This window comes from Odoribacter sp. N15.MGS-14, assembly GCF_000980245.1.
Lineage (GTDB): Bacteria > Bacteroidota > Bacteroidia > Bacteroidales > Marinifilaceae > Odoribacter > Odoribacter splanchnicus.
This window is the reverse complement of the sequence record NZ_LARE01000050.1, coordinates 1-23065: the sequence shown is the minus strand read 5'-3', so window position 1 is coordinate 23065 and position 23065 is coordinate 1. Positions and strand designations below refer to the sequence as shown.

23 protein-coding genes and 1 pseudogene are annotated in these 23065 nt (G+C 46.1%); 9 read left to right on the top strand and 15 right to left on the bottom strand.

Annotated features, from left to right (window positions below; all coding sequences use genetic code 11):
• From WS34_RS10715 to WS34_RS10705, 3 genes are all read left to right on the top strand, one after another.
• The coding region (locus WS34_RS10715; protein ID WP_046404757.1) for a DMT family transporter at positions 1–829 on the top strand (829 nt) is incomplete at its 5' end.
• 373 nt (positions 830–1202) lie between these two features.
• A complete protein-coding gene (gene miaB / locus WS34_RS10710) occupies positions 1203–2534 on the top strand; it encodes a tRNA (N6-isopentenyl adenosine(37)-C2)-methylthiotransferase MiaB (protein ID WP_013611402.1) in 1332 nt (443 codons plus the stop codon).
• 8 nt (positions 2535–2542) lie between these two features.
• Positions 2543–3097: an RNA methyltransferase gene (locus tag WS34_RS10705; RefSeq protein WP_013611403.1), complete on the top strand. Its 555-nt coding sequence runs from the start codon at positions 2543–2545 to the stop codon at positions 3095–3097.
• Between the two features lie 114 nt (positions 3098–3211).
• On the opposite strand, the gene folP is transcribed toward WS34_RS10705, so the two are convergent.
• Complete coding sequence (gene folP, locus WS34_RS10700) at positions 3212–3994, bottom strand: dihydropteroate synthase (RefSeq protein ID WP_229098344.1); 783 nt, start codon at positions 3992–3994, stop codon at positions 3212–3214.
• Positions 3995–4250: 256 nt separating this feature from the next.
• On the opposite strand from folP, the gene WS34_RS10695 reads away from it, so the two are divergent.
• The 3 genes from WS34_RS10695 to tpiA are packed head-to-tail and all read left to right on the top strand — an operon-like array spanning position 4251 to position 6886.
• Positions 4251–4802, top strand: a complete 552-nt coding sequence (locus tag WS34_RS10695) for a DUF1599 domain-containing protein (protein ID WP_046404752.1) — start codon at positions 4251–4253, stop codon at positions 4800–4802.
• Positions 4803–4815: 13 nt separating this feature from the next.
• On the top strand, positions 4816–6063 hold the full coding sequence (locus WS34_RS10690) for a BT_3928 family protein (RefSeq protein WP_013611406.1): 1248 nt from the start codon (positions 4816–4818) through the stop codon (positions 6061–6063).
• 55 nt (positions 6064–6118) lie between these two features.
• Positions 6119–6886: a triose-phosphate isomerase gene (gene tpiA / locus WS34_RS10685; RefSeq protein WP_046404750.1), complete on the top strand. Its 768-nt coding sequence runs from the start codon at positions 6119–6121 to the stop codon at positions 6884–6886.
• 169 nt (positions 6887–7055) lie between these two features.
• Here the strand turns inward: tpiA and WS34_RS10680 are convergent, their stop codons facing one another.
• From WS34_RS10680 to porT, 7 genes are all read right to left on the bottom strand, one after another.
• Positions 7056–8966: a dipeptidyl-peptidase 3 family protein gene (locus WS34_RS10680; protein ID WP_046404747.1), complete on the bottom strand. Its 1911-nt coding sequence runs from the start codon at positions 8964–8966 to the stop codon at positions 7056–7058.
• A gap of 19 nt (positions 8967–8985) precedes the next feature.
• Positions 8986–9714, bottom strand: a complete 729-nt coding sequence (locus WS34_RS10675; protein ID WP_046404745.1) for a hypothetical protein — start codon at positions 9712–9714, stop codon at positions 8986–8988.
• A 19-nt stretch (positions 9715–9733) separates the two neighbouring features.
• Positions 9734–10405 carry a TrmH family RNA methyltransferase gene (locus WS34_RS10670; protein WP_013611410.1) on the bottom strand — a complete coding sequence of 224 codons (672 nt, stop codon included), beginning with the start codon at positions 10403–10405 and terminating at the stop codon, positions 9734–9736.
• A 17-nt stretch (positions 10406–10422) separates the two neighbouring features.
• A complete protein-coding gene (locus WS34_RS10665) occupies positions 10423–10977 on the bottom strand; it encodes an NUDIX hydrolase (protein WP_046404760.1) in 555 nt (184 codons plus the stop codon).
• A 66-nt stretch (positions 10978–11043) separates the two neighbouring features.
• Positions 11044–11313, bottom strand: coding sequence for an HU family DNA-binding protein (locus WS34_RS10660; protein ID WP_013611412.1), 270 nt, complete (start codon positions 11311–11313; stop codon positions 11044–11046).
• 127 nt (positions 11314–11440) lie between these two features.
• Complete coding sequence (locus tag WS34_RS10655; RefSeq protein WP_046404743.1) at positions 11441–12982, bottom strand: NAD(P)/FAD-dependent oxidoreductase; 1542 nt, start codon at positions 12980–12982, stop codon at positions 11441–11443.
• Positions 12983–13009: 27 nt separating this feature from the next.
• On the bottom strand, positions 13010–13732 hold the full coding sequence (gene porT / locus WS34_RS10650; protein ID WP_286693722.1) for a type IX secretion/gliding motility protein PorT/SprT: 723 nt from the start codon (positions 13730–13732) through the stop codon (positions 13010–13012).
• A 111-nt stretch (positions 13733–13843) separates the two neighbouring features.
• On the opposite strand from porT, the gene WS34_RS10645 reads away from it, so the two are divergent.
• Positions 13844–14599: an SDR family NAD(P)-dependent oxidoreductase gene (locus WS34_RS10645; protein WP_022160367.1), complete on the top strand. Its 756-nt coding sequence runs from the start codon at positions 13844–13846 to the stop codon at positions 14597–14599.
• A 22-nt stretch (positions 14600–14621) separates the two neighbouring features.
• On the opposite strand, the pseudogene WS34_RS15905 reads toward WS34_RS10645, so the two are convergent.
• The 5 genes and pseudogenes from WS34_RS15905 to WS34_RS10615 form a co-directional block, all read right to left on the bottom strand.
• A pseudogene (locus tag WS34_RS15905) lies at positions 14622–16345 on the bottom strand (DNA polymerase III subunit gamma/tau).
• Between the two features lie 231 nt (positions 16346–16576).
• On the bottom strand, positions 16577–17638 hold the full coding sequence (locus WS34_RS10630) for an alpha/beta hydrolase (protein ID WP_046404740.1): 1062 nt from the start codon (positions 17636–17638) through the stop codon (positions 16577–16579).
• Between the two features lie 118 nt (positions 17639–17756).
• Positions 17757–18386, bottom strand: a complete 630-nt coding sequence (locus WS34_RS10625) for a DapH/DapD/GlmU-related protein (RefSeq protein ID WP_046404737.1) — start codon at positions 18384–18386, stop codon at positions 17757–17759.
• A 15-nt stretch (positions 18387–18401) separates the two neighbouring features.
• A complete protein-coding gene (locus WS34_RS10620) occupies positions 18402–18941 on the bottom strand; it encodes a flavodoxin family protein (RefSeq protein WP_046404735.1) in 540 nt (179 codons plus the stop codon).
• A gap of 33 nt (positions 18942–18974) precedes the next feature.
• A complete protein-coding gene (locus tag WS34_RS10615) occupies positions 18975–20036 on the bottom strand; it encodes a DUF362 domain-containing protein (RefSeq protein WP_217504949.1) in 1062 nt (353 codons plus the stop codon).
• A gap of 227 nt (positions 20037–20263) precedes the next feature.
• Between WS34_RS10615 and WS34_RS10610 the strand changes: the two genes are divergently transcribed.
• On the top strand, positions 20264–21169 hold the full coding sequence (locus WS34_RS10610; RefSeq protein ID WP_046404733.1) for a helix-turn-helix domain-containing protein: 906 nt from the start codon (positions 20264–20266) through the stop codon (positions 21167–21169).
• Between the two features lie 8 nt (positions 21170–21177).
• Positions 21178–22071: a helix-turn-helix domain-containing protein gene (locus WS34_RS10605; protein WP_046404730.1), complete on the top strand. Its 894-nt coding sequence runs from the start codon at positions 21178–21180 to the stop codon at positions 22069–22071.
• A 157-nt stretch (positions 22072–22228) separates the two neighbouring features.
• Here WS34_RS10605 and WS34_RS10600 read toward each other — a convergent pair whose 3' ends face one another.
• Positions 22229–22858, bottom strand: a complete 630-nt coding sequence (locus tag WS34_RS10600) for a DUF6266 family protein (RefSeq protein WP_046404728.1) — start codon at positions 22856–22858, stop codon at positions 22229–22231.
• A 31-nt stretch (positions 22859–22889) separates the two neighbouring features.
• Entirely contained in the window at positions 22890–23057 is a 168-nt protein-coding gene (locus WS34_RS10595; protein ID WP_286693723.1) for an N-acetylmuramoyl-L-alanine amidase, read from the bottom strand.
• Positions 23058–23065: the final 8 nt, after the last annotated feature.

The window sequence follows — 23065 nt, the reverse complement described above, 5'->3', positions numbered from 1 at the left end:
GGATTCGGTTCTTTTTTTCCGTTATCTTTTTGCCATACCCGTGTTGGGGATGATGATCGTGGCAAGGGGGAGAAGTTTTAAGCTGAAACGTAAAGAAGTGTTGCCCTTGATCATAATGGGATTACTGGTAGCCCTTTCCTCGCTGGCATTGTTTCAGAGTTACAATTATATGGATGTCGGTATTGCCTCCACTTTGTTGTTTGTCTATCCTATCCTGGTTGCATTGATCATGTGGATCGCATTTAAAGAAAAATTAACCTTACCGACAGTATTATGTATCTTACTGGCCTTGGGAGGTATCGGCCTGCTATATAAAAGCGGTGACGGTAGCACACTTAATCTGACAGGAATTATTTTGGTGATGATTTCTGCCCTATCCTATGCTATTTATATTGTAGGAGTGAACCAGTCGACCCTGAAGAATTTAGCGACGCTTTCGTTGACTTTCTATGTTTTACTCTTTGGATTAGTCTTATTTTTGGTCCGGGTCGATTTCGGCCAAAGTCTTCGTGTGGCTGAAACCTGGTATTTGTGGGGTAACCTAATCGCTTTAGCTATTTTTCCAACGGCGATTTCATTTCTTTGTACTACCCAGGCCATACAATATATCGGTTCCACCCCTACAGCTATCTTGGGGGCTTTAGAGCCTTTGACCGCTGTCTTCTTCGGAGTAGTCGTTTTCGGAGAATCCCTGACACTACGGTTGAGTTGCGGTATGTTGATGATTATTCTCGCAGTCACTCTGATTATTGCAGGAGGAAATATTACCATTTATCTGGTGCGTTTCAGGAAATTATTTCCCAGACTCCCGATCAAAAGAAAAAAATGATTTTTAATAACACGAACAGTGACCGAAAATCACAAACACGTCTTCCATAGACTGTATGTTTTGTGGGAAGTATGCAGTCTATAAAGACATAAATAAGATAAATTCGTATCTTTGTATCGTTAACCACGCACGGCAAACGTATCCATATGGTGCAGTTGACCATTGAGTTGATAATGAATCAAACGATGAAAACTAACCATATAATATATACGTTTTCTATCCATCCCACAAATTTAAACGAATTATTCTCCCGCGCTAGTCATTCAACCATAAAATTTATGAATCAGACAGCTCTTCCATTTGAAAATATTACTTTTGCGGTAGATTAAAACAATAGGACGATCTATTCGGAGAGAAAGAAACAACAAAAATTATGGTAAAAAAATTTTATATAGAAACCTATGGTTGCCAGATGAATGTGGCTGATAGCGAAGTTGTAGCAGCCATTCTGACTGCCGCCGGCTTCGAACATACAACCGATAAGAACGAAGCGGATGTCATTCTGGTGAATACTTGTTCTGTACGGGAAAATGCCGAACAAAGGGTAAGAGGCCGTGTACAGGGATTCTCGGAAATCCGGAAACGCAACCCTCACCTCCTGGTAGGCGTGATGGGTTGTATGGCTGAACGCCTGGGGGCGAAACTCTTCGAAGAAGAGAAAAATGTCAATATCGTCGTCGGTCCCGATGCTTATATGGACCTGCCTCTGTTGATCGAACAGGCAGCACAAGGCAAAAAAGCCATCAATATCGAACTTTCTACCACCGAGACTTATAAAGACATTTGCCCCTCACGCATAGACGAGACGGCGATTTCGGGCTTCGTATCTATCATGCGGGGATGTAACAATTTTTGTACGTACTGTATTGTCCCGTATACCCGTGGACGGGAACGCAGCCGGAGTCCGCACAGTATCGTCGGCGAGGTGATCGATTTGCAACGCCGGGGATACAAAGAAGTCACTTTATTGGGACAAAACGTCAATTCCTATCTTTATAAAGACGAACAAACGAGGGTCGACTTTCCGGCTCTTCTGGAATTAGTAGCCCGTACGGTCCCGGATATGCGGATTCGTTTCGCCACCTCACATCCCAAAGACATGAGCGATAAAACTCTGGAAACGATCGCCCGTTGGCCCAATATCTGCAAAGCCATTCACCTGCCGGTACAATCGGGAAGTAATTCTGTCCTGAAAGATATGAACCGCAAATATACCCGGGAATGGTATCTCGACCGGATCGCCGCCATTCGCCGTATCGTCCCCGATTGCGGCATCTCGACAGATGTATTTGTGGGCTTCCATAACGAAAGCGAAGAAGATTACCGGCAAACACTGGAATTGATGCGGGAAGTGGGGTTCGATCTGGCATATATGTTCAAATATTCGGAACGCCCCGGTACCCAAGCTTCCAAAAGCCTCCCGGATAACATCGACGAAACCACGAAAGGCCGGCGTCTGCAGGAACTGATCGACCTGCAAACCGGATGGTCGCTGGAAAGTAACCGCCGCGATATCGGTAAAACTTTCGAAGTATTGGTAGAAGGCGTATCTAAAAAGAGCTCCGACGAGATGTTCGGACGGAGTAGTCAGAATAAAGTAATCGTTTTTCCGGCTAAAAATATTCCGATCGGTTCTTTGATTCAGGTTAAAATCAAGGATTGTACTTCCGCCACACTCATCGGAGAAATTGCCAACACACAATAAGAGACGCCATGACGAACTTTCGAAAATTACAAAACGAAGAATTGAACCGGATCAGTACCGAAGCCTTCAAAAAAGCTCCCAAGCTCCCGGTAGTCATCCTATTGGATCATGTCCGCAGTCAGAATAATGTAGGTTCGGTCTTCCGAACCTCCGACGCTTTCCGCATCGAAAAAATCTTTCTCTGCGGTATCACCTCCACTCCGGAAAACAGGGAAGTGCATAAAACTGCCCTGGGAGCCGAAGATGCGGTCGATTGGGAATATGTCAAAGATACCACAGAAGCGGTCGATCGGTTGAAAAAGGAAGGTTATCGGATTTTTGCCATCGAACAAGCCGAAAATACCACTTCGCTGGAAAACTTTTCTCTGTCACCCGGTCAGAAATATGCGCTGATCTTCGGGAATGAGGTCAAGGGAGTGCAACAAGAGGTAATCGATCTGTCCGACGGTTGTATAGAGATTCCCCAATTCGGGACGAAACACTCTTTCAATATCTCGGTGACTGTCGGGATCGTCCTTTGGCAAATCATCGCTCCTCTTCTGGGAACCCTGAAAACCGATTAAAAGCCCCAAAGGCTGACCGGCGAAGTCACACACTTCGGTCCTGAACCCGAACTTTAACTCCGCCGGTCTTCCGATCGGTTTCTGCAAGGAAAGCCAGTTACCAAAAATGGGGCATTACATTTCTCCGGACAATGCCTTGAAGATCTTTACCGCTTCACAAGCTTCTCTGACATCGTGCACCCTTAAAATATTCGCTCCTTTCAGTAAAGAGACCGTATTCAACACAGCGGTACCGTTCAATGCTTCTGCCGGTGAATTACCCAGCAATTTGTAAATCATCGATTTTCTGGAAATTCCGACCAACAGGGGATAACCGAGGTCCTGAAAATGCTCCAACCCATTCATCAGCTCATAATTGTGTGCCAAAGTCTTACCGAAACCGAAGCCGGGATCCAGAATAATATTATCAAAACCTTCGGCATTCAGGCAAGCGATCCGATCTGTCAGAAATTTCCTTACTTCTTTTACGATATTTTCATAATGAGGATTTTTCTGCATCGTCTGTGGAGTCCCCTGGATATGCATCATGATGTAAGGCACACCGGTCCGGGCCACATAATCAAACATCCCCTCATCCATCGTTCCTCCCGAAATATCGTTCACGATAACAGGTCCCTGAGCAGCGACGATTTCTTCGGCTACTTTTGCCCGGAAAGTATCGATCGAAACGATCGCCTCCGGATAATGTTTCCGAATCAGTTCCACCGCCTGCAACAAACGTCTGATTTCTTCCCGATCGTCTACATAATCGGCTCCGGGACGGGTAGAATAAGCCCCGACATCGATCATGTCCGCCCCTTCATCCATAATCTGATGAATGCGTTCGACAATTTTTACCTCACTCAGGTATCTTCCACCATCATAAAAAGAGTCTGGAGTTACATTCAGTATCCCCATCACTGCCGGAACAGTAAAATCCAATTCCTGATTTCCTAACTTTATTGTTTTCAATGCTTTCAATTTATTATAGTTCTTTTTTCTTTTCCATCTTTCTTTCTAATCTTCAATCTTTCACCTCAATCTTTTTTACTTCTCAAATCTATTCATTAATTTTACACGTTCAAAATAATAACAAATTTATCGTACCGTTTTTATTTTGTCTGTAAAGTCTATAAACCCGATTTTATCGGTACGTTTTTAATTATTTAACACTATGCCTGAAACAGCTCAAGAATACGATATAGTGATCGGAACATGCAGCGATATCTTTACCAAAAAGATGCACGACTATGGAATGGCCTGGAGAATTTTACGGCCGACATCGATCACCGACCAAATATTTATTAAAGCCAACCGGATCCGGAGTATCGAAGAAAAAGGGGTCTGCAAAATCAACGAAGGGGTTGTCCCTGAATTTATCGGTATCGTCAATTACTCCATCATGGGGCTGATTCAGCTGGAATTAGGACCGGGAGAAGATATCCCGACCGATCAGCAACGGATTTCCCAATTATATGAAAACTATTTTCAAAAAGCCAAAGCCCTGATGCTGGATAAAAATCACGATTACGGTGAAGCGTGGCGAAGTATGCGGACCAGTTCTTATACCGACCTGATCCTGATGAAAATCAACCGTACGAAACAGATCGAAGATAATCAGGGCAACACCTTAATTTCGGAAGGCATCGACGCAAACTATTACGATATGATCAATTATGCCGTATTCGCTTTGATCCGGCTGACTGTAGAAAATGTCAATCTATAATAAACACAACCATATGAAATTATTGAGAAATATCTGCCGTATTTTAGTCGGTATTGTATTTATTTATTCTGGTTTTGTAAAAGGAGTGGACCCGCTCGGTTCAGACTACAAGTTCACCGATTATTTCAATGCTTTCGGCATGAGTTGGATGGGATTCAGTACCCTGTTTTTCTCCTTCTTGCTCTCTATGGCAGAATTTCTTATCGGTATCTGTCTGTTCCTGAATATCAAGATAAAAACAGCTGCCTGGGGAGCCATTTTGTTTATGGGATTTTTTACTCCTCTCACCCTGATCCTGGCTATCAAGAATCCGGTCACAGACTGCGGATGTTTCGGGGATGCCCTGATCTTAACCAATTGGGAAACTTTCTGGAAAAATATCATTCTGCTGGCGATGACATTAGTTATCTTTTACACAAGAGATAAGTATAAACCGATTTTCAACTTTCTGGAACAAACTGTGGTTTTAGTGGGGACGGTTATTTTCATGTTCTGTGTACAATGGTACTCTTTCCGTCACCTGCCTATCGTGGATTTCCGTCCCTATGCTATCGGTAAAAATATCTCCGAGGGTATGGCCATCCCCGACGGAGCTCCGCATGACGAATATGCGATTACGCTCAAATACAAAAACAAACAGACAGGAGAAGTAAAAGACTTTACAGAAGAAAACTATCCCTGGCAAGATACCGTAAACTGGGAATATGTCAGCTCGGATCAGAAACTGATCAAAGAAGGATATAAAGCTCCGATTCATGATTTCGTCATCGAACATCCGGAATTGGGAGACATCACCCAGGAAGTATTAGAAGATAATGGATATACCTTTTTGGTTATCGCTTACAACATCAATAAAACCGATCCTGAAAATCAGGAAAAATTGAACCGACTGGCAGCATATGCCAAAGATAAAGGTTACCGGTTTTATGGTTTGAGTGCTTCTGCCGCCGATGATATCCGGAAATATACCGAAGCTCATCAGGTAAATTATGATTATTGTTCAACCGATGAAATACAGTTGAAAACGATCGTACGCTCGAACCCCGGCTTGATCCTTTTACGTCAGGGGACTATCCTCGACAAATGGGGCCACCGGGATCTGCCGGAAGTGGAGGAATTACAGAACAAAGACTTAGCTTCCTATTGCCTGCAAGAACAACAGGCTATCACAGACAGATATCTGATCTACAGCCTGATTATGCTCTATATCGCCTGTATATTTCTCTATATAATCCGGAAATATAAAAGGATGATAAAATAAAGAAAGAAATCAAACTGACAATTAAAGAATATAAAGCAATTTAAAACAACGAATCATGAGAAAAAAAATTGTTGCCGGTAACTGGAAAATGAACAAAACCCTGCAGGAAGGGATTGAACTGGCTAAAGAGGTAAACAGCAAAGTAAAAACTGCTAATGCAAAGGATGTGAAGGTCATCATCGGTACCCCTTTCATTCATCTGGCCGAAGTAAGTAAAATGGTAGATCCTGCAGTCATTGCCGTATCTGCACAAAACTGCGCTACAGAAGTCTCCGGAGCATATACCGGTGAAGTATCCGCAGCTATGGTGGCCTCTACCGGAAGCCGGTATGTCATTCTCGGTCACTCTGAAAGAAGAAGCTATTACGGAGAAACCGATGAAATCCTGGTTAAGAAGGTACAACGTGCCCTGGAAAATAACCTGGATGTCATTTTCTGCGTCGGAGAAGTTTTAGCCGAGAGGGAAGCCGGCAAACATTTCGAAGTAGTAAAATCTCAATTGGTAAACGGTTTATTCAACCTCTCTGCCGATCAGTTCGCACACATCGTCGTAGCTTACGAACCGGTATGGGCTATCGGTACCGGCAAAACAGCCACCTCTGCACAAGCTGAGGAAATGCATGCCTTTATCCGTAAAACCATCGCCGACAAATATGGTAAAGAAGTAGCCGACAACACATCGATCTTATACGGCGGAAGCTGCAACCCCAAAAATGCCGACGAACTATTCTCTCAGGCAGACGTCGACGGTGGCCTTATCGGCGGAGCTTCCCTGAAAGCCGACGACTTTATGGCTATCATTACGGCACGGCAGAAGCATTAAAAAAGCTAAAGGCAAGGAAGCTAAAGGCTAAAGGCGAAGAAGCATTAAAAAAGCTAAAGGCGAAGAAGCTAAAGGCTAAAGGCGAAGAAGCATTAAAAGCTATAGACAAAAGGTAAGAAAACCCAAAGCCTATAGCTTTTTTGCTTTTAGCCTATAGCCTTTCATCCTTTTACCTTTTTTCCCCATACCCCATCATCTGTCCCAGAAAGTCGTCGGGATAAGTGATTCCGACATCGATAATTTTTCCATCTTGTTCGACGAGGCGATATTCAGGGTTGATAAAACCGGCATATGGAGCCACTCCCAAAGCTTCGTAACGGGTCAACACTTCACGGTGTAACCGACGGTCGACGTTTACTCCGTAGGTCTCGATCAATTTCCGGGCTCCCTCGAAATCTCCTTCCGATTTGATCCGCTGTACTTCTCCCAGCAATTTCCCGAAAAGTACTCTTAAAGCATCGAAATCACGAATGATAAAATAGGTCTTACCTGCCCTTTGCACTTTCTCTATTACATTCGCTTCTTTCCCCTGTTCATAAGCCCAGGCGGCTATCGTCTGGCGGTTACGCATGTGGGATTCCTCAAGCCGGTCTCCGAATTTAATGCGGGTGAGTTGTACCAGTAAACCGTTCCGGATATAGCTGTTGTATTCCGCTTTAGCCACTTCCAACGAAGGGATAATTCCCAGTTCGACCAATTTGGGATCCATGATATAATAGAGGGCGAACAAATCCGCCCGGGCTTCTTCTATCGTAGAATAATAATTACGCAATGCTTCGGTAGTCACACCCGGCAACATTTTTCCCGACCCATGACCCAGACATTCGTGAAGATCGGTATGTACATTACTCCCGATAGTTCCCCATTCACGAGCCAAACGAATTTCTTCGTCCGAACCGGCAAACTCGTCGATCATCCCGGAAGATTTAGCTGCCATATCATAGGCATAAGTGATATTGTCCAAAGTCACCGATTTACTTCCGTAGCGTTCGCGGATCCATTCGGCATTGGGCAAATTGATCCCTATCGGAGTAGCCGGATGACAATCTCCGCCAAGCATAGCCACCTGCATAACACGAGCAGTGATGCCTTTCACTTCTTGTTTCTTAAATTCTTCGCGAATAGGGGCATGCTGTTCGAACCACAGTGCCTCTCCGGCCAGTTTACGGGTGCGTTCTCCGGCTTCCTGATCGACGATCTCCACCACCGATTCCCAACTGGCCTTATAAGCCAGAGGATCCCCGTATACCTCTATAAACCCGTTGATAAAATCGACCGGGGCCTGATCCTCTTTCAACCATTCGATCGAATACCGGTCAAAAAGTTTTAAATCTCCCGTTTTATAGTAATCGATCAATAACCGAATTACTTTCTGCTGCTGTTCGTTATAAGCATAGGGTATCGCTTTTTCAAGCCATGCTACGACCCGGGCCAATTCCTGACCGTACTTTCCTCCTATTTTCCAGACTGCTTCCCGGATTACCCCTTCCTCTTTGACCAGGGTCGAATTCAATCCCCGGGATACCGGACAGGAATCCTCTTCACCGGAAGTGCGGTAAAATTCTTCGACTTCCCGCTGGGTTACATTCATATAATAATTATTAGCCGAAGCCCGGATCAAATCTTTCCCTTCGTCCAAAACCACCCGCTTGGCCATATAACCGGAGTCGAACATAACTCGTTCCAATTCGGGAAACACCTCCGGAATACCGATCGACGCCAACAATTCCTGAAAATAAGTCTTAGAAAAACCAGGGATAAACTTATCCATAGAATAGTGATGATGGATGCCATTGGCAAAGAACACCTTCTTCGTATAAATCAGAAAACGCTCGAACTCATCGGTATTCCGATCCCCGGGATATTCCCGGACAATCCGTTCCAGAATCTTCCGGATACGCAAATTATACCGGTTATTCTGATCCCATAGTATATCCCGGCCTGCCAAAGCAGCCTGACTCAGGTAATAGACAAAGATCTTTTCCCGTAATGGAAGTTGCCCGAAAGCCGGTACCTGATACCGGAGAATTTTTATATCGTCGAATTGTTCTGTTAAAAAATTAAATTTATCTTCTTCCATCTGTCTTGTATATGTTGAATTAATTGGTCAGATTCTCTTCATACCACCACTCTTCCTTTTTTAAAACCAGAGCATCACAGGAAGCATCGGGCCCATAAAACATAAAATAGCCTTCATATTTCGGATCTGTAGGAGCAAGATGATCGAAAAGGATACGTTTTCCGTTTTTATCTTGTTTCAAAAGCATACTCGCATCCAGCGCATATTCAAAGGTCAGAGAAGCACTTCTGCTCTCTCCTTTCCTCAAAAGAGGATGATTATAAGTGACCGTTCCGTCGGGATGGAAACAGGCCACCCATACCGCTTTCCGGTTGGTATTCCGGGTTTTCGACCATCCCAGCAAAAGTACATACCCCTGCTTCTGATGTTCGAAAGGGACAAAATCATAAAACAACCAAGCCATCCGATCTCCGGGCAACGCTTTGATCAGGTAACTCCGCTCCGGATTTTTAAAGCGGAATAAATTATAAAAGGCCTGCCCTTCGCGCAGAGGTACGGCCCAGGAAAACAACTCGATCCCTGCATCGTCCGATCTCTTATACCTCAAATATTTCACAGGCTTTTCAGTCCGATAACTACCGAAAGCCGAAGACCGTATAAAATATTCGATCTCGCCGGCATATTCCAAGCGTACCGAATCTTCGGTCGCCGTCTTGATTTTTTCCAAGCGGATAGCAACACTATCCATTTGTGCCCGCACCGGCCCTCCGGCCCCCAATAGTACCCCCAGAATCCAAAACCATTTCATACCCCGAAGTTTTCTGTTCCTATTCTTCATTGAATCTTTCCAGAATTTCGCCGGAAGCTTTGATGGCATTTTTATACCATTTGAATAAGATTTCATCCTTCGCCCGATCGGATAAATGCCAGTCGATACCGCTCCCGCGCAAACGACGGGTAACACTGTACATCGTAATAGCCGCACAAACACTCACGTTCAGACTTTCGGTAAACCCATACATCGGTATTTTTACAAATTCGTCTGCCTGTCCGATAACCAAATCGGACAAACCGGTTAATTCTGTCCCGAAGAAAAAAGCCATTTTCCCTTTTTCCAAATCGATATCGTCGACAAAAATATCGTTGGCATGGGGAGTCGTAGCCAGGATACGATAACCTTCGGCCCTCAACTGATCGATCGTAGCCTGGGTATTGTTTTCCAGTTCTTTATGCCGGTGAATAGACAGCCAATCCCGCGCACCCTGCGAAACTGTGGAAGTCATATCGTATGAATTCCGGTTTTCGATCAGGTGGACATGTTGTATCCCATAACAATCGGCCGAGCGCATCACCGCACTTTGATTATGTGATTGAAATAAATCTTCTAACACAACCGTTACATAATCGGTCCGCTCCTGTATCAACCGATCGAACAGGGCATTTTTTTCATCGACAACAAAATCCCGTAAATATTCTACTTGTTCTTTGATGGATTTCATAATAAACACAACAAGATTCAACGATTCTCAGCAAAATACTTCCAAAGGGGAGCTGCGTGAGTCGCCTGTATGATTTCATTTTTCAGTAAGAGAGTTCTCACTTGTTCCGGCCTTAATACTTCCACCACAATGTCTTCGGTCGGTTCGAGATGCCTCTCCATCACCTTCTCCACTCCGGTAGCCAAGAAACAATAAGTCAGGTTATTATGCGTTCCGGGATTCGCACTTATGATCATGTAGCTCTGCCATTCTCCGTTTCCGAAACCGGTTTCTTCGAGTAATTCCCGTTTGGCTGCTTCTAAAGGACTGGCATCTGTAGGATCTACAACCCCGGCACACAATTCATAATCAACCCGTCCGATTCCGTGCCGGTATTGTCTTTCCATGATCATCCCCCCTTCTTTAGTAAGAGCGATCACACAAATCCAGGCCGGATATTCCAATACATAATAAGCAGGAATGACATTACCGTTCGGCAATTGCACTTCATCCCGGCGGGCTGTAAACCAGGGTTCTCTGGCGATATACTCCGAACGGAGTACCTTCCAATTCTCTATTTTCTGTTTTTCCATATACAATCCCATACAAAAGAAGGGGTGCTTTTTCGAAACACCCCTTCTTTTATCTTAATTTCCTGATCAGAATTTTTCTGCCAATTCAGCGCCTGCTTTGAATTTAACAACTTTCTTAGCCGGAATAGTAATCGTTTTGCCAGTCTGTGGGTTTCTACCGCTTCTAGCACTTCTTTCAGATACAGAAAAAGAACCGAATCCGATCAATGCCACTTTATCACCACCTTTCAGTGCTTCACCAACTGTTTCTACGAAAGCTTCCAGAGCTTTTTTAGAATCTGCTTTTGTTAAACCTGCCTTTTCAGCAATAGCGTCGATTAATTGAGCTTTATTCATAATATTAATTTTTAGGGTTAGAATTTTAAACCTCTCTCTAAAGGCAAATGTAGCGATTTTATTGAGGATGTCAATACTTTTCAAAAAAAAAATCCATTTTTTTCAAAAAAAATAACAGGCTTTCTGCTCAGAAGATATTTTCGGCACATTTTTCGCCATCCATGGCTGCCGAAATGATTCCTCCGGCGTATCCAGCCCCCTCACCACAAGGATATAACCCTCGTATCTCGGGATGCATCAGCTGCTCATTGCGCGGAATTCTCAACGGAGAAGAGGTACGGGTTTCTACCCCCAGCAAAAGTGCCCGTTCGGATACGAATCCTTTGGCCCGTTGTCCGAAATATTGCAGTCCGGCCGCCAAACGCCGATAAACGATCCGGGGCAACCATTCACTGATAGCAGAAGTATGTACTCCCGGTTTATAAGACGTCGCCGGCAAAGTGCTACTGTCCTTTCCGGCCAGGAAGTCGGTCAACCGCTGAGCAGGAGCGAAAAGCCCACCGCCCCCTTCCTCCCATGCCTGTCGTTCCAAGGCTTCCTGAAATACCATGCCGGCAAATAATCCCCGGTAATTCATACTTTCCAATTCGGCAGGGCCGATAGCTGTCACCATAGCTGAATTTGCCCAGGGGGTATTCCGGTAGGAGGAGGACATTCCATTGACGACCTGTTGGTTCGGCCCCGTTGCCGCAGGTACGATTACCCCACCCGGACACATACAAAAAGAATATACTCCCCGTCCGTCTATATTGGTGACAAAATTATATTCAGCAGCAGGTAACCATTTGCCTCTCCCTTCCGGGGTGTGGTATTGGATGCGATCGATCTCCTGCTGGGGATGTTCTAAACGCAATCCGACGGCAAAATCTTTCGGCTCCATCCGTACCGCCTGCCTTTGCAACATCCGATAAATATCCCGGGCCGAATGGCCGGTAGCTAATATGACATGACGGCTCGCAATTTCCTGTCCTCCGGCAATCACTCCCTGTATACTGTTTTCACGGATTATCAGACCGGTTACCCGGCAACCGAAACGAATTTCTCCTCCCTGTTTTTGAATAGTTTTACGGATATTGACGATCACTCCGGGTAATTTGTCGGTTCCGACATGCGGATGGGCTTCGACCAGAATAGCAGGATTGGCTCCATGATAAACCAAAATTTCCATAGCCCGGCGTACATCTCCCCTTTTCTTCGAACGGGTATAGAGTTTTCCATCGGAAAAAGTCCCGGCTCCTCCTTCCCCGAAACCGAAATTAGAATCCTCATCTACCATCCCGGTCTTATATAAACCATTCAGATCCTTTTTCCGGTCTTCGACAGCCTTTCCCCTTTCCAGTACCAAAGGACGGAAACCACGTTCGATCAAACGCAAAGCTGCGAATAAACCGGCAGGCCCTGCACCGACCACGACCACCGTTTCTCTGTCGGACACATCCCGGTAAGCCGGAACGAAAACCTTTTCTTTCTCCTCGATACGGTCGATATGAAGTCCGGCGACCAGGTTGAACATCACTTCTTTTTGCCGGGCATCGATCGACTTACGGACAATATCTACCCGGCAGATCCGTTCTGCACCGACTCCTGCAACCCGGGCAGCGATTTGCCGCAATGTTTCCTCCACACCTGCCTGTTCTGGCTTTATTCTGATCTGAATTTCTGTATACATATCCCTGATAAATAAGAATGCTGAATATCATTCAAAATTAAAACAAATCGTGAAAATCCGGGCACGTAGTTTACTTAAAGATTGTGTATAATCCTCATATCCCGGATTTTTGGGATCAGGCCGATGTACCAATACATCCGTCAATCCCAATGAAAAACGCAACTCTATTCCAAATTTGAAATAAGGCAGGTAAAAATCCGAACCAGTTCCCATTTCCAGAAAAACATCCCCTCTACGGGTTCGGAAATAAACCGACTTGTCCGGATCGATCTTATCGTGTTTTTGAAAATCGAATTTATAACTGCTTCCTGCAGTAATAAAGGGACGGAAATTATTAATCCGCTTGGCCTTGTATTTCAACATCAACGGCAAAGAGACATAAACCGACTCATTATAAGCATATTGTTTGTTATTTTCAACCTCCGGCACCTGCGTATACACCAGCGAACGGGTAGCGAATTCCAGTCCCGGCAAAAATCTCAGCCCCCAATCATCACCTAATCTCAGTTCAGAAACAATACCCACCAGAAATCCGACATCCAGTTTGCCCGATTCCGCCCTCCATCCATTGGCTCCCGACAAGACGGCTTTATAGTCCATATAATTGATCCCGAGGCTAAAACCGAAATGCAATACGGTCCGGTCACCCCGCTGATAATTCAACAGACTGGTATTCCGCATTATTTTCTGGGCCTGCACGCAACAGGATAAGGATAGGAATAGGATTATATAGAAAGCTTTATTCAACATACGGAACGAAAGTAGTTATTTTGATTCTTTTCAACAAATCTTGTCCGATTTTAAAGCTAAAAATTGTAAGTTTGTGAATCATTCGGATAATCATTTTACAATACGATAAAGATGAATAAAATAGCATTAATCACCGGAGCTACTTCCGGTATCGGCCAGGCAACAGCTTTAAAAGCTGCGGAAGCCGGATTCGATGTAATCATTACAGGCCGGAGAAACGACCGTTTACAAGAACTGGCTGAAAGTATCCGCCAGAAAGGAGCCGATGTACTCCCCTTAGCCTTCGATATCCGTCAGTCCGGAGAAGTCGAGACAGCCATTCGAAATCTCGGGGGGAAATGGAGGGATATCTCTGTATTGGTCAATAATGCCGGTTTGGCAGTGGGAGTCGCTCCCATCCAGGAGGGTGTCCTCGACGATTGGGAAAGAATGATCGATACCAATGTAAAGGGCCTGTTATACATCACCCGTGCTGTAGCCCCCCTGATGATCGCCCGGAATACGGGTCACATCGTGAATCTGGCCTCCATCGCCGGAAAAGAAGTATATCCCGGAGGAAACGTGTATTGTGCAACCAAACATGCTGTGGATGCCTTGTCCAGGGCTATGCGGACAGATATGCTGAAACATCATATTAAAGTAACCAATATCGCCCCGGGAATGGTAGAAACCGAATTTTCCATCGTGCGCTACAAAGGAGATAAAGAGGCTGCCGACAAAGTATATCAGGGCATGACTCCGTTGACCAACGAGGATATCGCCGAGACCATCATTTTCGCTATCACCCGTCCGGCCCACGTCTGCCTGAACGACATCGTCATCATGCCTACCGCCCAAGCCAACTCCAGAGACGTAGATAGAAAGTAAAAGGTTAAGCCTTTTACTTTTTTTAATCGAGCTCCAACCCGAATATCGATTTCAGGTCTGCAACGACGGGATTGAGTTCTATAAAATGCCGGAATTTTTCTCCGGCAGTGAATAATTTTTTTTCTTCTGTCGAATTCTGATCGTCGAATAACTTAAATGACAAGGTGATAAAGCCATTGTTCAACAATTTCATCAGTACATTCCGGAGATGCATTTTTAAAGCTTCGAGCTTATCTTGTTGCAACTGGTTATCTACTGCTAAAACAATATTTTCACCGTCGATCTCCGGCCGATGGGTCTTGAGAGCTATGGCAACCGTCGGTTCAGGACGATGATCTTGTATATAACGCTCCAGGGCAGCCACGACCTTCCTTTCGTCGATCACATCACGGGCTTCTACTTTGAATTGTTGCACCTCTGTTTTCTGCACTTTGACGACAGGCTGGGTTTGACTGATTTGCCTCAGGGAATCCTTTATTTTAAAAGAAGCATCGGGGCGGTGACGGTCATTTTCAGCAAAATGCCTGACCGTTTTAGGAGTAGCGACAGCCTGTCCCCCTTCTGAAGCATTAGCTGCCGTCTGAAATTTACCCGCAAAACCTTCTATTTTCAGGAGAAAACCGACCTCAGAAGCCCTCAGATTTTTTTTTTTAGCTCATTGATCTGGCAGAGTTTGATCAATGCCAATTCGATGCACAGCCGCTTTTCCATGCGTACTTTGTATTGCATTTCACATTGTTCAACGATCTTCAAAGCTTCGTATAGAAAATCTACCTGACAATCCGCCGCCTGTTTGGCATAGCGTGCTTTTATTCCCGCACTGACCTCCAGTAATTGGACGGTTGCCGGATCTTTAGAAACCAATACATCCCTGAAATGCTTTCCTAAGCCGGCAATCAGATTCCCGCCATCGAATCCTTTTCCGATGATCTCGTTGAAAAGTAAAAAGGCTTCCCCCACTTTTCCGGCATTGAACAAATCGGTCAAACGGAAATAATAATCGTAATCGAGCACGTTCAGGTTTTCGATGACCTTTTCGTAAGTCAGGTTTTTGCCACAAAAACTGACCACCTGATCGAAAATAGAGAGCGCATCACGCATAGCTCCGTCGGCTTTCTGAGCGATCACGTCCAAAGCGGCTTCCTCGGCTGTAATCCCCTCCTTTGCCGAAATATACTTCAGATGCTCGACAGTATCTCCCACTTTCATCCGATTAAAATCATAGATCTGACAACGGGACAATATCGTGGGTAATATTTTATGTTTTTCTGTGGTAGCTAAAATAAAAATAGCATGTGCAGGCGGCTCTTCCAATGTCTTCAGGAAAGCATTGAAAGCCGAAGTACTGAGCATATGCACTTCGTCGATGATGTATACGCTGTATTTCCCTACCTGAGGCAAAATCCTCACCTGCTCCACCAATCCGCGGATATCGTCCACGCTGTTATTGGAAGCGGCATCCAATTCGTGAATATTCAACGAACGCCCGGCATTGAAAGCCTTACAGGATTCGCATTCGTTACAAGGCTCTGCATTGGGCTGCAGATTCAGGCAATTGATCGTTTTCGCAAAAATACGGGCACAAGTCGTCTTACCGACCCCTCTGGGACCGGTAAACAGATAGGCCTGAGCCAACTGATGGTTCACAATGGCATTCCGCAAAGTGGAAGTAATAGCCAACTGCCCCACCACCGTATCGAAACTTGCAGGCCTGTATTTTCGCGCCGAAACAATAAAATTTTCCATAAACAATCAACAATATACCCAAATAACGGATTCACTCCGTCCGGGCTGTAAAAATAGTAAGCTTTCGGCGTATTCGCAAATTCTCCACCTATTTTTGTGGATTTTCTCACCGGAAAAAATACCTGCCGCCATCATCGGGGCAGCAGGTATTTTTAATTTCATTACAATAAAAGGCTGCACCTCGGCATAATCATCCGAATAAGCCCGGTGCTTCTGCTCCCGGTTTGTAATTCATTTTAAGTATTCATCGAAAAATTCCTCCAGTTTGTCGAACGGAATAATGTCCGTCCGGTCATACAAATCCGTATGCACGGCTCCGGGAATAATCATCAGTTCCTTGTTGTCACCCTTCAGCTTCCTGAAGGCATCCTCGCTAAAATAACGGGAGTGGGCTTTTTCGCCATGAATGAGTAGCACGGCACTGCGGATTTCATCGGCATACGCAAGTATAGGAGCATTGACAAAAGCCAGTGAGGAGGTCTTGTTCCATCCCAGGCCGGAGTTGATGGAACGGGGATGATAGCCTCGTTCGGTCTTGTAATAGTCATAATAATCTTTCATGAACTGTGGTGCGTCGCCGGCAGGCTTAGGATTCATCACAGTGCGGGGATAAGTGCCGGTGCGATAATCTTCCGTACGCTGGGCATTGAACTCCTGACGCATTTTATAACGGGCGTCCGCATTGTCGGCAGCATCGAAATAACCGTTCGCCGTACAGCGGCTGATATCGTACATGGTGGAGGCCACGGTTGCCTTGATACGCGTATCGTTGGCTGCCGCATTGATGGCAAAACCTCCCCAGCCGCAGATGCCGATGATGCCGATACGCCCGGCATCCACATCCGGACGCGTCGCCAGGTAATCCACCGCTGCCGAAAAGTCTTCGGTATTGATGTCCGGCGAAGCCACACTGCGAGGTTGTCCGCCACTCTCACCTGTAAACGAGGGGTCGAAAGCAATCGTGAGGAAACCCCGTTCGGCAAGTGTCTGAGCATACAGCCCCGACGATTGTTCCTTCACGGCACCGAACGGACCGCTGACAGCGATAGCCGGCAGTTTTCCCCCGGCGGTCGTTTTCGGTACATACAAGTCGGCAGCGAGCGTGATGCCGTAACGGTTGACAAAGGTTACTTTGCTGTGGTTCACCTTATCGCTCTTCGGGAACGTTTTATCCCATTCCTGTGTCAGTTTCAATTCTTCCATATTCCTGTTACTTTGAGTGTCCTGTGCCGGGCTTTCCGTCAAACCGGAGAGGCAGAGGAAAGCGGCCGTTAAAAAAGTTATCCGTTTCATAACCGATGTGATTTTAATGATTACTGTTTCTTGTTTTCTTTTCACATCGCAAAGTTACAGCGCCCAGCAAAGAGGCCCGGTAGATGGATTACAGATTGTATAACCCCAATTACAGAGATTATCCCATACTTCTTTTATCCACCGTTCCCGTTTCAGACGGACAAGGAAAATCAGGCTTTTCGTTCCTGTCAATGTCACGGATATACCTTGCCGGCACGCCTCCTGCAACCGTATTGGCCGCCACATCTTTCGTCACCACCGATCCGGCGGCGATAATGGCGTTGTCACCCACGGTCACCCCCCGCAGAATGGTAGAGTTGGAACCGACCCACACGTTTTTGCCTAACCGGATAGGAGCCGGATACATCACCCCACGGTCTTCGGGAGCCCTACCATGATCGAGTGTGGCAAAAACCACCTGGTGGCCGATGAGACAACCGTCGCCCAATGTCACACCGCCGTGATCCTGGAAATGGCAACAGGCGTTGATAAAGACATGGCGCCCGATAGTGATATTCCTGCCGAAGTCGGTGTAGAACGGAGGAAACATCTTGAACGTTTCATCCACAGGCTTACCGAGCAAGCGCGACATTAACGCGCGCAACTCCTCCTGTGAATGGTAAGTATTGTTTATCTCGCAGGTGATGCGCCGGGCTTCGTCGCTCATTTCATCCATCAGCCGATAGATTTCCGGTGTACCGAGCACACCGCCGGCCTCGATATGATTCAGAAAATCGTCCAGTGTCATAATCCGTTCCTTTCCCTATACCAGTCTGCCCATTTCGTATGCCTCCTGCAATTTCGGGCTTCCCTTAATTTCTCCCGCATGCCATACGCCGCCGCAAAACAGCGTTCCCTTTACCGTCGGGTTCTCCAGGCAATCGAGAAATCCCATGAAACTGGCAACGATACGGTCCATAATCGTTTCATCCTCTTCGGCAGCCGTGGCAATGAAATAGAACTCCTTATTCTTCATTTCGGTATAAGGTCCGCAGCAACGGTCTATCATCATTTTCATCTGGGCACTCATGGCATAGAAATAGACCGGTGTTCCCATCACGATGACATCTGCCGCAAGCATCTTTTCAATCACCTCAGCCGCATCGTCTTTCTGCGGACAGGGCTTCTTATACCGGCTGCATACGCTGCACCCCGTGCAAGGATGTATATTCTTGTCGCGCAGGAAAATTTTCTCTACCTGGTTTCCACTCTCAATGGCTCCGCGCATAAATTCATCGCAAAGCGTGTCCGAATTGCCGCCACGACGGGGACTGGACGATAAAATCAGAATATTCTTCGACATGGTTTATCTATTTATATGTTTTTTCAAATACATTTACTCCTTGACAAACGGTTTCAGACCCTTGACAGCTTCCGCGGCGGTAATGCGCTTGCCGCCATTATCCAGGTCGATGAGGATGTAACGGTCATTGCCCATTCCCAGTTCCTTCATATATGACAACTGGCGTAACCCGTGACGGCTTTCGATGCGTTCCACCAAATCATGGTGTTCGGCTTCGGTCATGGCATATACCAAATCCACACATGCCTGGTCCAAAGCCAGAATATCGGTAGAAGAAAGGATACCGACATTCGGGGTCACGACAGGAGCGGCATTCACCCCCTCGCAATCGCAAGATACCGACATGTTGCGCATCACATTGACATACGTGATTTGCTTGCCGAAGTAATCGATGACAGCCTTTGTGGATTCGGTCATGCGTTCCATGAATTCCTCTTCACGGATATCCCATTGGTTATCCTGTCCCGGTGTGGTATGAATCCAGGCCTTTCCGATCCGCCCGTCCGCACAGCCGATACCGATATTCTTGTTGCTTCCGCCGAAACCGCCTTGTGTATGTCCTTTGAAATGGGTAAGCACCACCAGGGAGTTGTAGTCGGTAGTATGGCTGCCTACTGACATTTTTCCGAACCATTTACCACCGTGAACAGGTAATGTCAGGGTATCTTCTTCGTCCAGAATATCTACAGGACAGAATGTCCAGCCGTTCACTTCCAATGTCCGCCGATGTTGTTCGGTGGTATAACGGTCGCCCTCGTAATAGGTATTGGTTTCAACGATATTGGCATCAGACAAATCTTTCCGGAACAGGGCTTTAACCCATTCCCGCGGGATAATGTTCGGTCCGTTCTGCTCCCCGGTATGCAGCTTCACTCCGGTATGTCCCTTGATGTCCGCACTTACCTGTTCATATGCTTCGATAAGTCCTTCAGCACTAAGGTTACGCGTGAAATAAACGATGGACTCGTTGCCGGTACGCTCTTCGTAAGGCACATACTTATTACCGTTTTTCCCGGGAACCGGATCGGACTGTGCTACGGCAGTCGTCCCCATAACTAACAAACTTGCAATCATAATAGTTGATATTCGTTTCATTGTCATTTGATTTTATTGATTCAGAGTTTCAGATTCCTGATACAAAGTTAAGCGTATACCTGAAAATACAGTGTAGATGAATTACAGATATGATAACCCAAATTACATGATTTCCGGAAAAAACGGCATAAATCTGTAGCCAGGGTTATATTATCTGTAATCGGGGTTATGGGATTATCCGTATCATCCTCTAATTTTGTACAGTGGAAAATAAAGACATAGAGAATATGGATAAGATACTCTATTTGGACCATGTAGATCAGTACAACCGTTTATACGGTCTTGAAACCCTGCATCCGTTGGTCAGTGTGATCAATCTCAATGAAGCGACCCGCGCGGTGGGCACCATACGTTTTAATTACGGAGTGTATGCCTTGTTCTTAAAACTGGAAAAGGCATGCGACATCAAGTACGGCCGCCAGAAATACGATTACGAAGAAGGGACCATCGTCTGTTTCGCTCCCGGACAAACAGCAGAGACGACGCCGACAGTCGGGCATATACAAACCGATGCTTATGGCATCATCTTCCATCCCGACCTGCTTCGCGGCACGTCATTGAATAAAACGATAAAGAACTACACCTTTTTCTCGTACGAAGTCAACGAAGCGTTGCACGTATCCGGGGAGGAACAGACTATCATTTTGGATTGTCTGAAAATCATACGGAAAGAACTGGAGCATGATATAGACAAGCATAGTAAAACACTGATTGCTACATATATCGAATTACTGCTCGGTTACTGCATGCGTTTTTACGAACGGCAGTTTATCACGCGCAGCAAAAGCAACCGGGATGTGCTGACCCGTTTCGAGCAGTTGCTGGACGAGTATTTCGAAGGATCCGCCGCCGAGCGGGACGGACTCCCTTCGGTGAAACACTTCGCCGACAAATTGTGTCTCTCATCCAATTATTTCGGAGACATGCTAAAAAAAGAAACCGGAAAGACTCCGCAGGAATATATTCAGGAGAAAATAATCGAAGTAGCAAAGGACCGTATATCCGGCACCCAGGATACGGTAAGCCAGATAGCTTATTCCCTGGGATTCCAATATCCGCAGCACCTGTGCCGCCTGTTTAAGAAACGGGCCGGATGCACACCGAATGAATACCGGGCAAAGATGATTGGCTGAAAGGACAGATGAAAAAGACGTTGGACATAAAGAGCGTGTGTGAATGCAACCGCCGTTTGGGATGTAAAACACTGCATCCCCAGGCAAGCATCATCAATCTGGAACACCCGGATTTGGAGCAGGAGGCCGTGAAATTCGAATTCTATGCCGTGCTGCTCATCGAGGAATGCCCGGACGGCTGTGGCTGCTGCGGCCGTAAGTATTACGACTATTCCAATGCCACGATGGTATTTCTCAAACCCGGGGAAATTTTCCGCATGAACGAAGCGGGCGTGTTACCGGACAAAGGGTGGCTGTTGGCGTTTCATCCCGATTTACTGTACCGTACCTCACTGAAAAATCATATCAGGAACTATACGTTCTTTTCTTATAACAAGGAAGAGGCATTACACTTGTCCGGACGGGAAACGGCAACCATTACGTGCTGTCTTGAAAATATCGAAGAGGAACTGCACCACTCCATCGACACGCACACCGCAACCATTCTCTCACGGCATATCGAGTTGATGCTGGACTATTGCACCCGTTTCTACGAGCGGCAGTTCATCACACGCGAGAATAAGAACAAGACTGTGCTCGAAGAGTTGGAAACCCTGCTCGATGACTATATCGCCTCCGGCAGGTTACAGGGGGCTCTGTTGCCTACATCGGAATATTGTGCCACAGGGCTGGGCCTATCCGTCCCTTATTTCAACGATTTGTTGAAATTCGAAACCGGCAAGACGTTGGATGAGTATTTCCAACTGCGACGGCTTGAAACGGCTAAAAGGATGTTGCTCAAAGCGGAAAACACCCCGGCCGTCGTAGCACGGCGGTTAGGCTATACCAGTGTGCAATATTTCAGTCTGTTATTCAAAAAAATTACGGGCATCGCTCCTAATGAATACCGGTATTCAAATTAATCAGATCATTCTACAAAACCATTTCCGCATGCCTCATCGACCGACGATGCAGAATTGGGTGGACTTTCTTACCGGAAAGGGCGGCGGAGGCGGCCTTGCACGGAGGCCGCCCGCTGCATTACCGGTCATTATACACTCTTCCATTTCCTTTCTTTTTTCAGACCGTTAAATGCATGCTGTCCGACACCATCCGTCCATTGAGGGAAGTGGCAAAACAATACGCCTCCACTTTCGATGCTTCCCACTCTTCAGGTAAGGCATATTCCGTTTCGCCCGCCACACCGCGATTATTCAAAGCAACGATACGCACCCGCTGCAGCGCCGTTTCCAGCAACACGCCGTATACTTTGTCCGCCAGAGAAGCAAAACCTTCTTCCGGTTCCTGTGCTGTCTGACTGAAAGTATAAGTCCCCGATTCCTCATCATACCCGACCGTTACCCGGGGTGTAACCAACAAACCGGAAGCCAGTAACAGCCGCCCGTAATCTATCGTTGCCACCGAACCGGCACCGAACGATACTTTATCCATATTGAGCGCGACAAAGGCATTGAATGCCGTACCACGCCCTACTCCGGCAAAACCTTTACGGACAACAGGCAATATACGCCTGCCGAACTGCACCAGAGTCTTCATTTTTGCCCGTTGCTCCAGAATTTCCGGCGTAGGATTGTCTTTCCGTTTAAACACTTTCGCTTTCGCGATATTTTTACGTTTGGTGTAAACCAACGTAATATTACCTACCGATTTGGTAACCTTGCCCAACAAATAAGAATTAAATTCTGCCATGATTTTTAAATTTAAAGTTTAACATAATGAATCACTTGCACATAAATCCGTGCAATTCAGGACCGGGGTCCTGTTTCCGGTCGGTGATATCCGAATGTCCTACGACGTAACGGATGGGATAATGCTGTTTCAGTAACCGGCATATTTCCCGGAGCAGCCTTTTCTGCCGTTCTGTATAACGATGCCAGAAAGTCGCCAATTCACCCG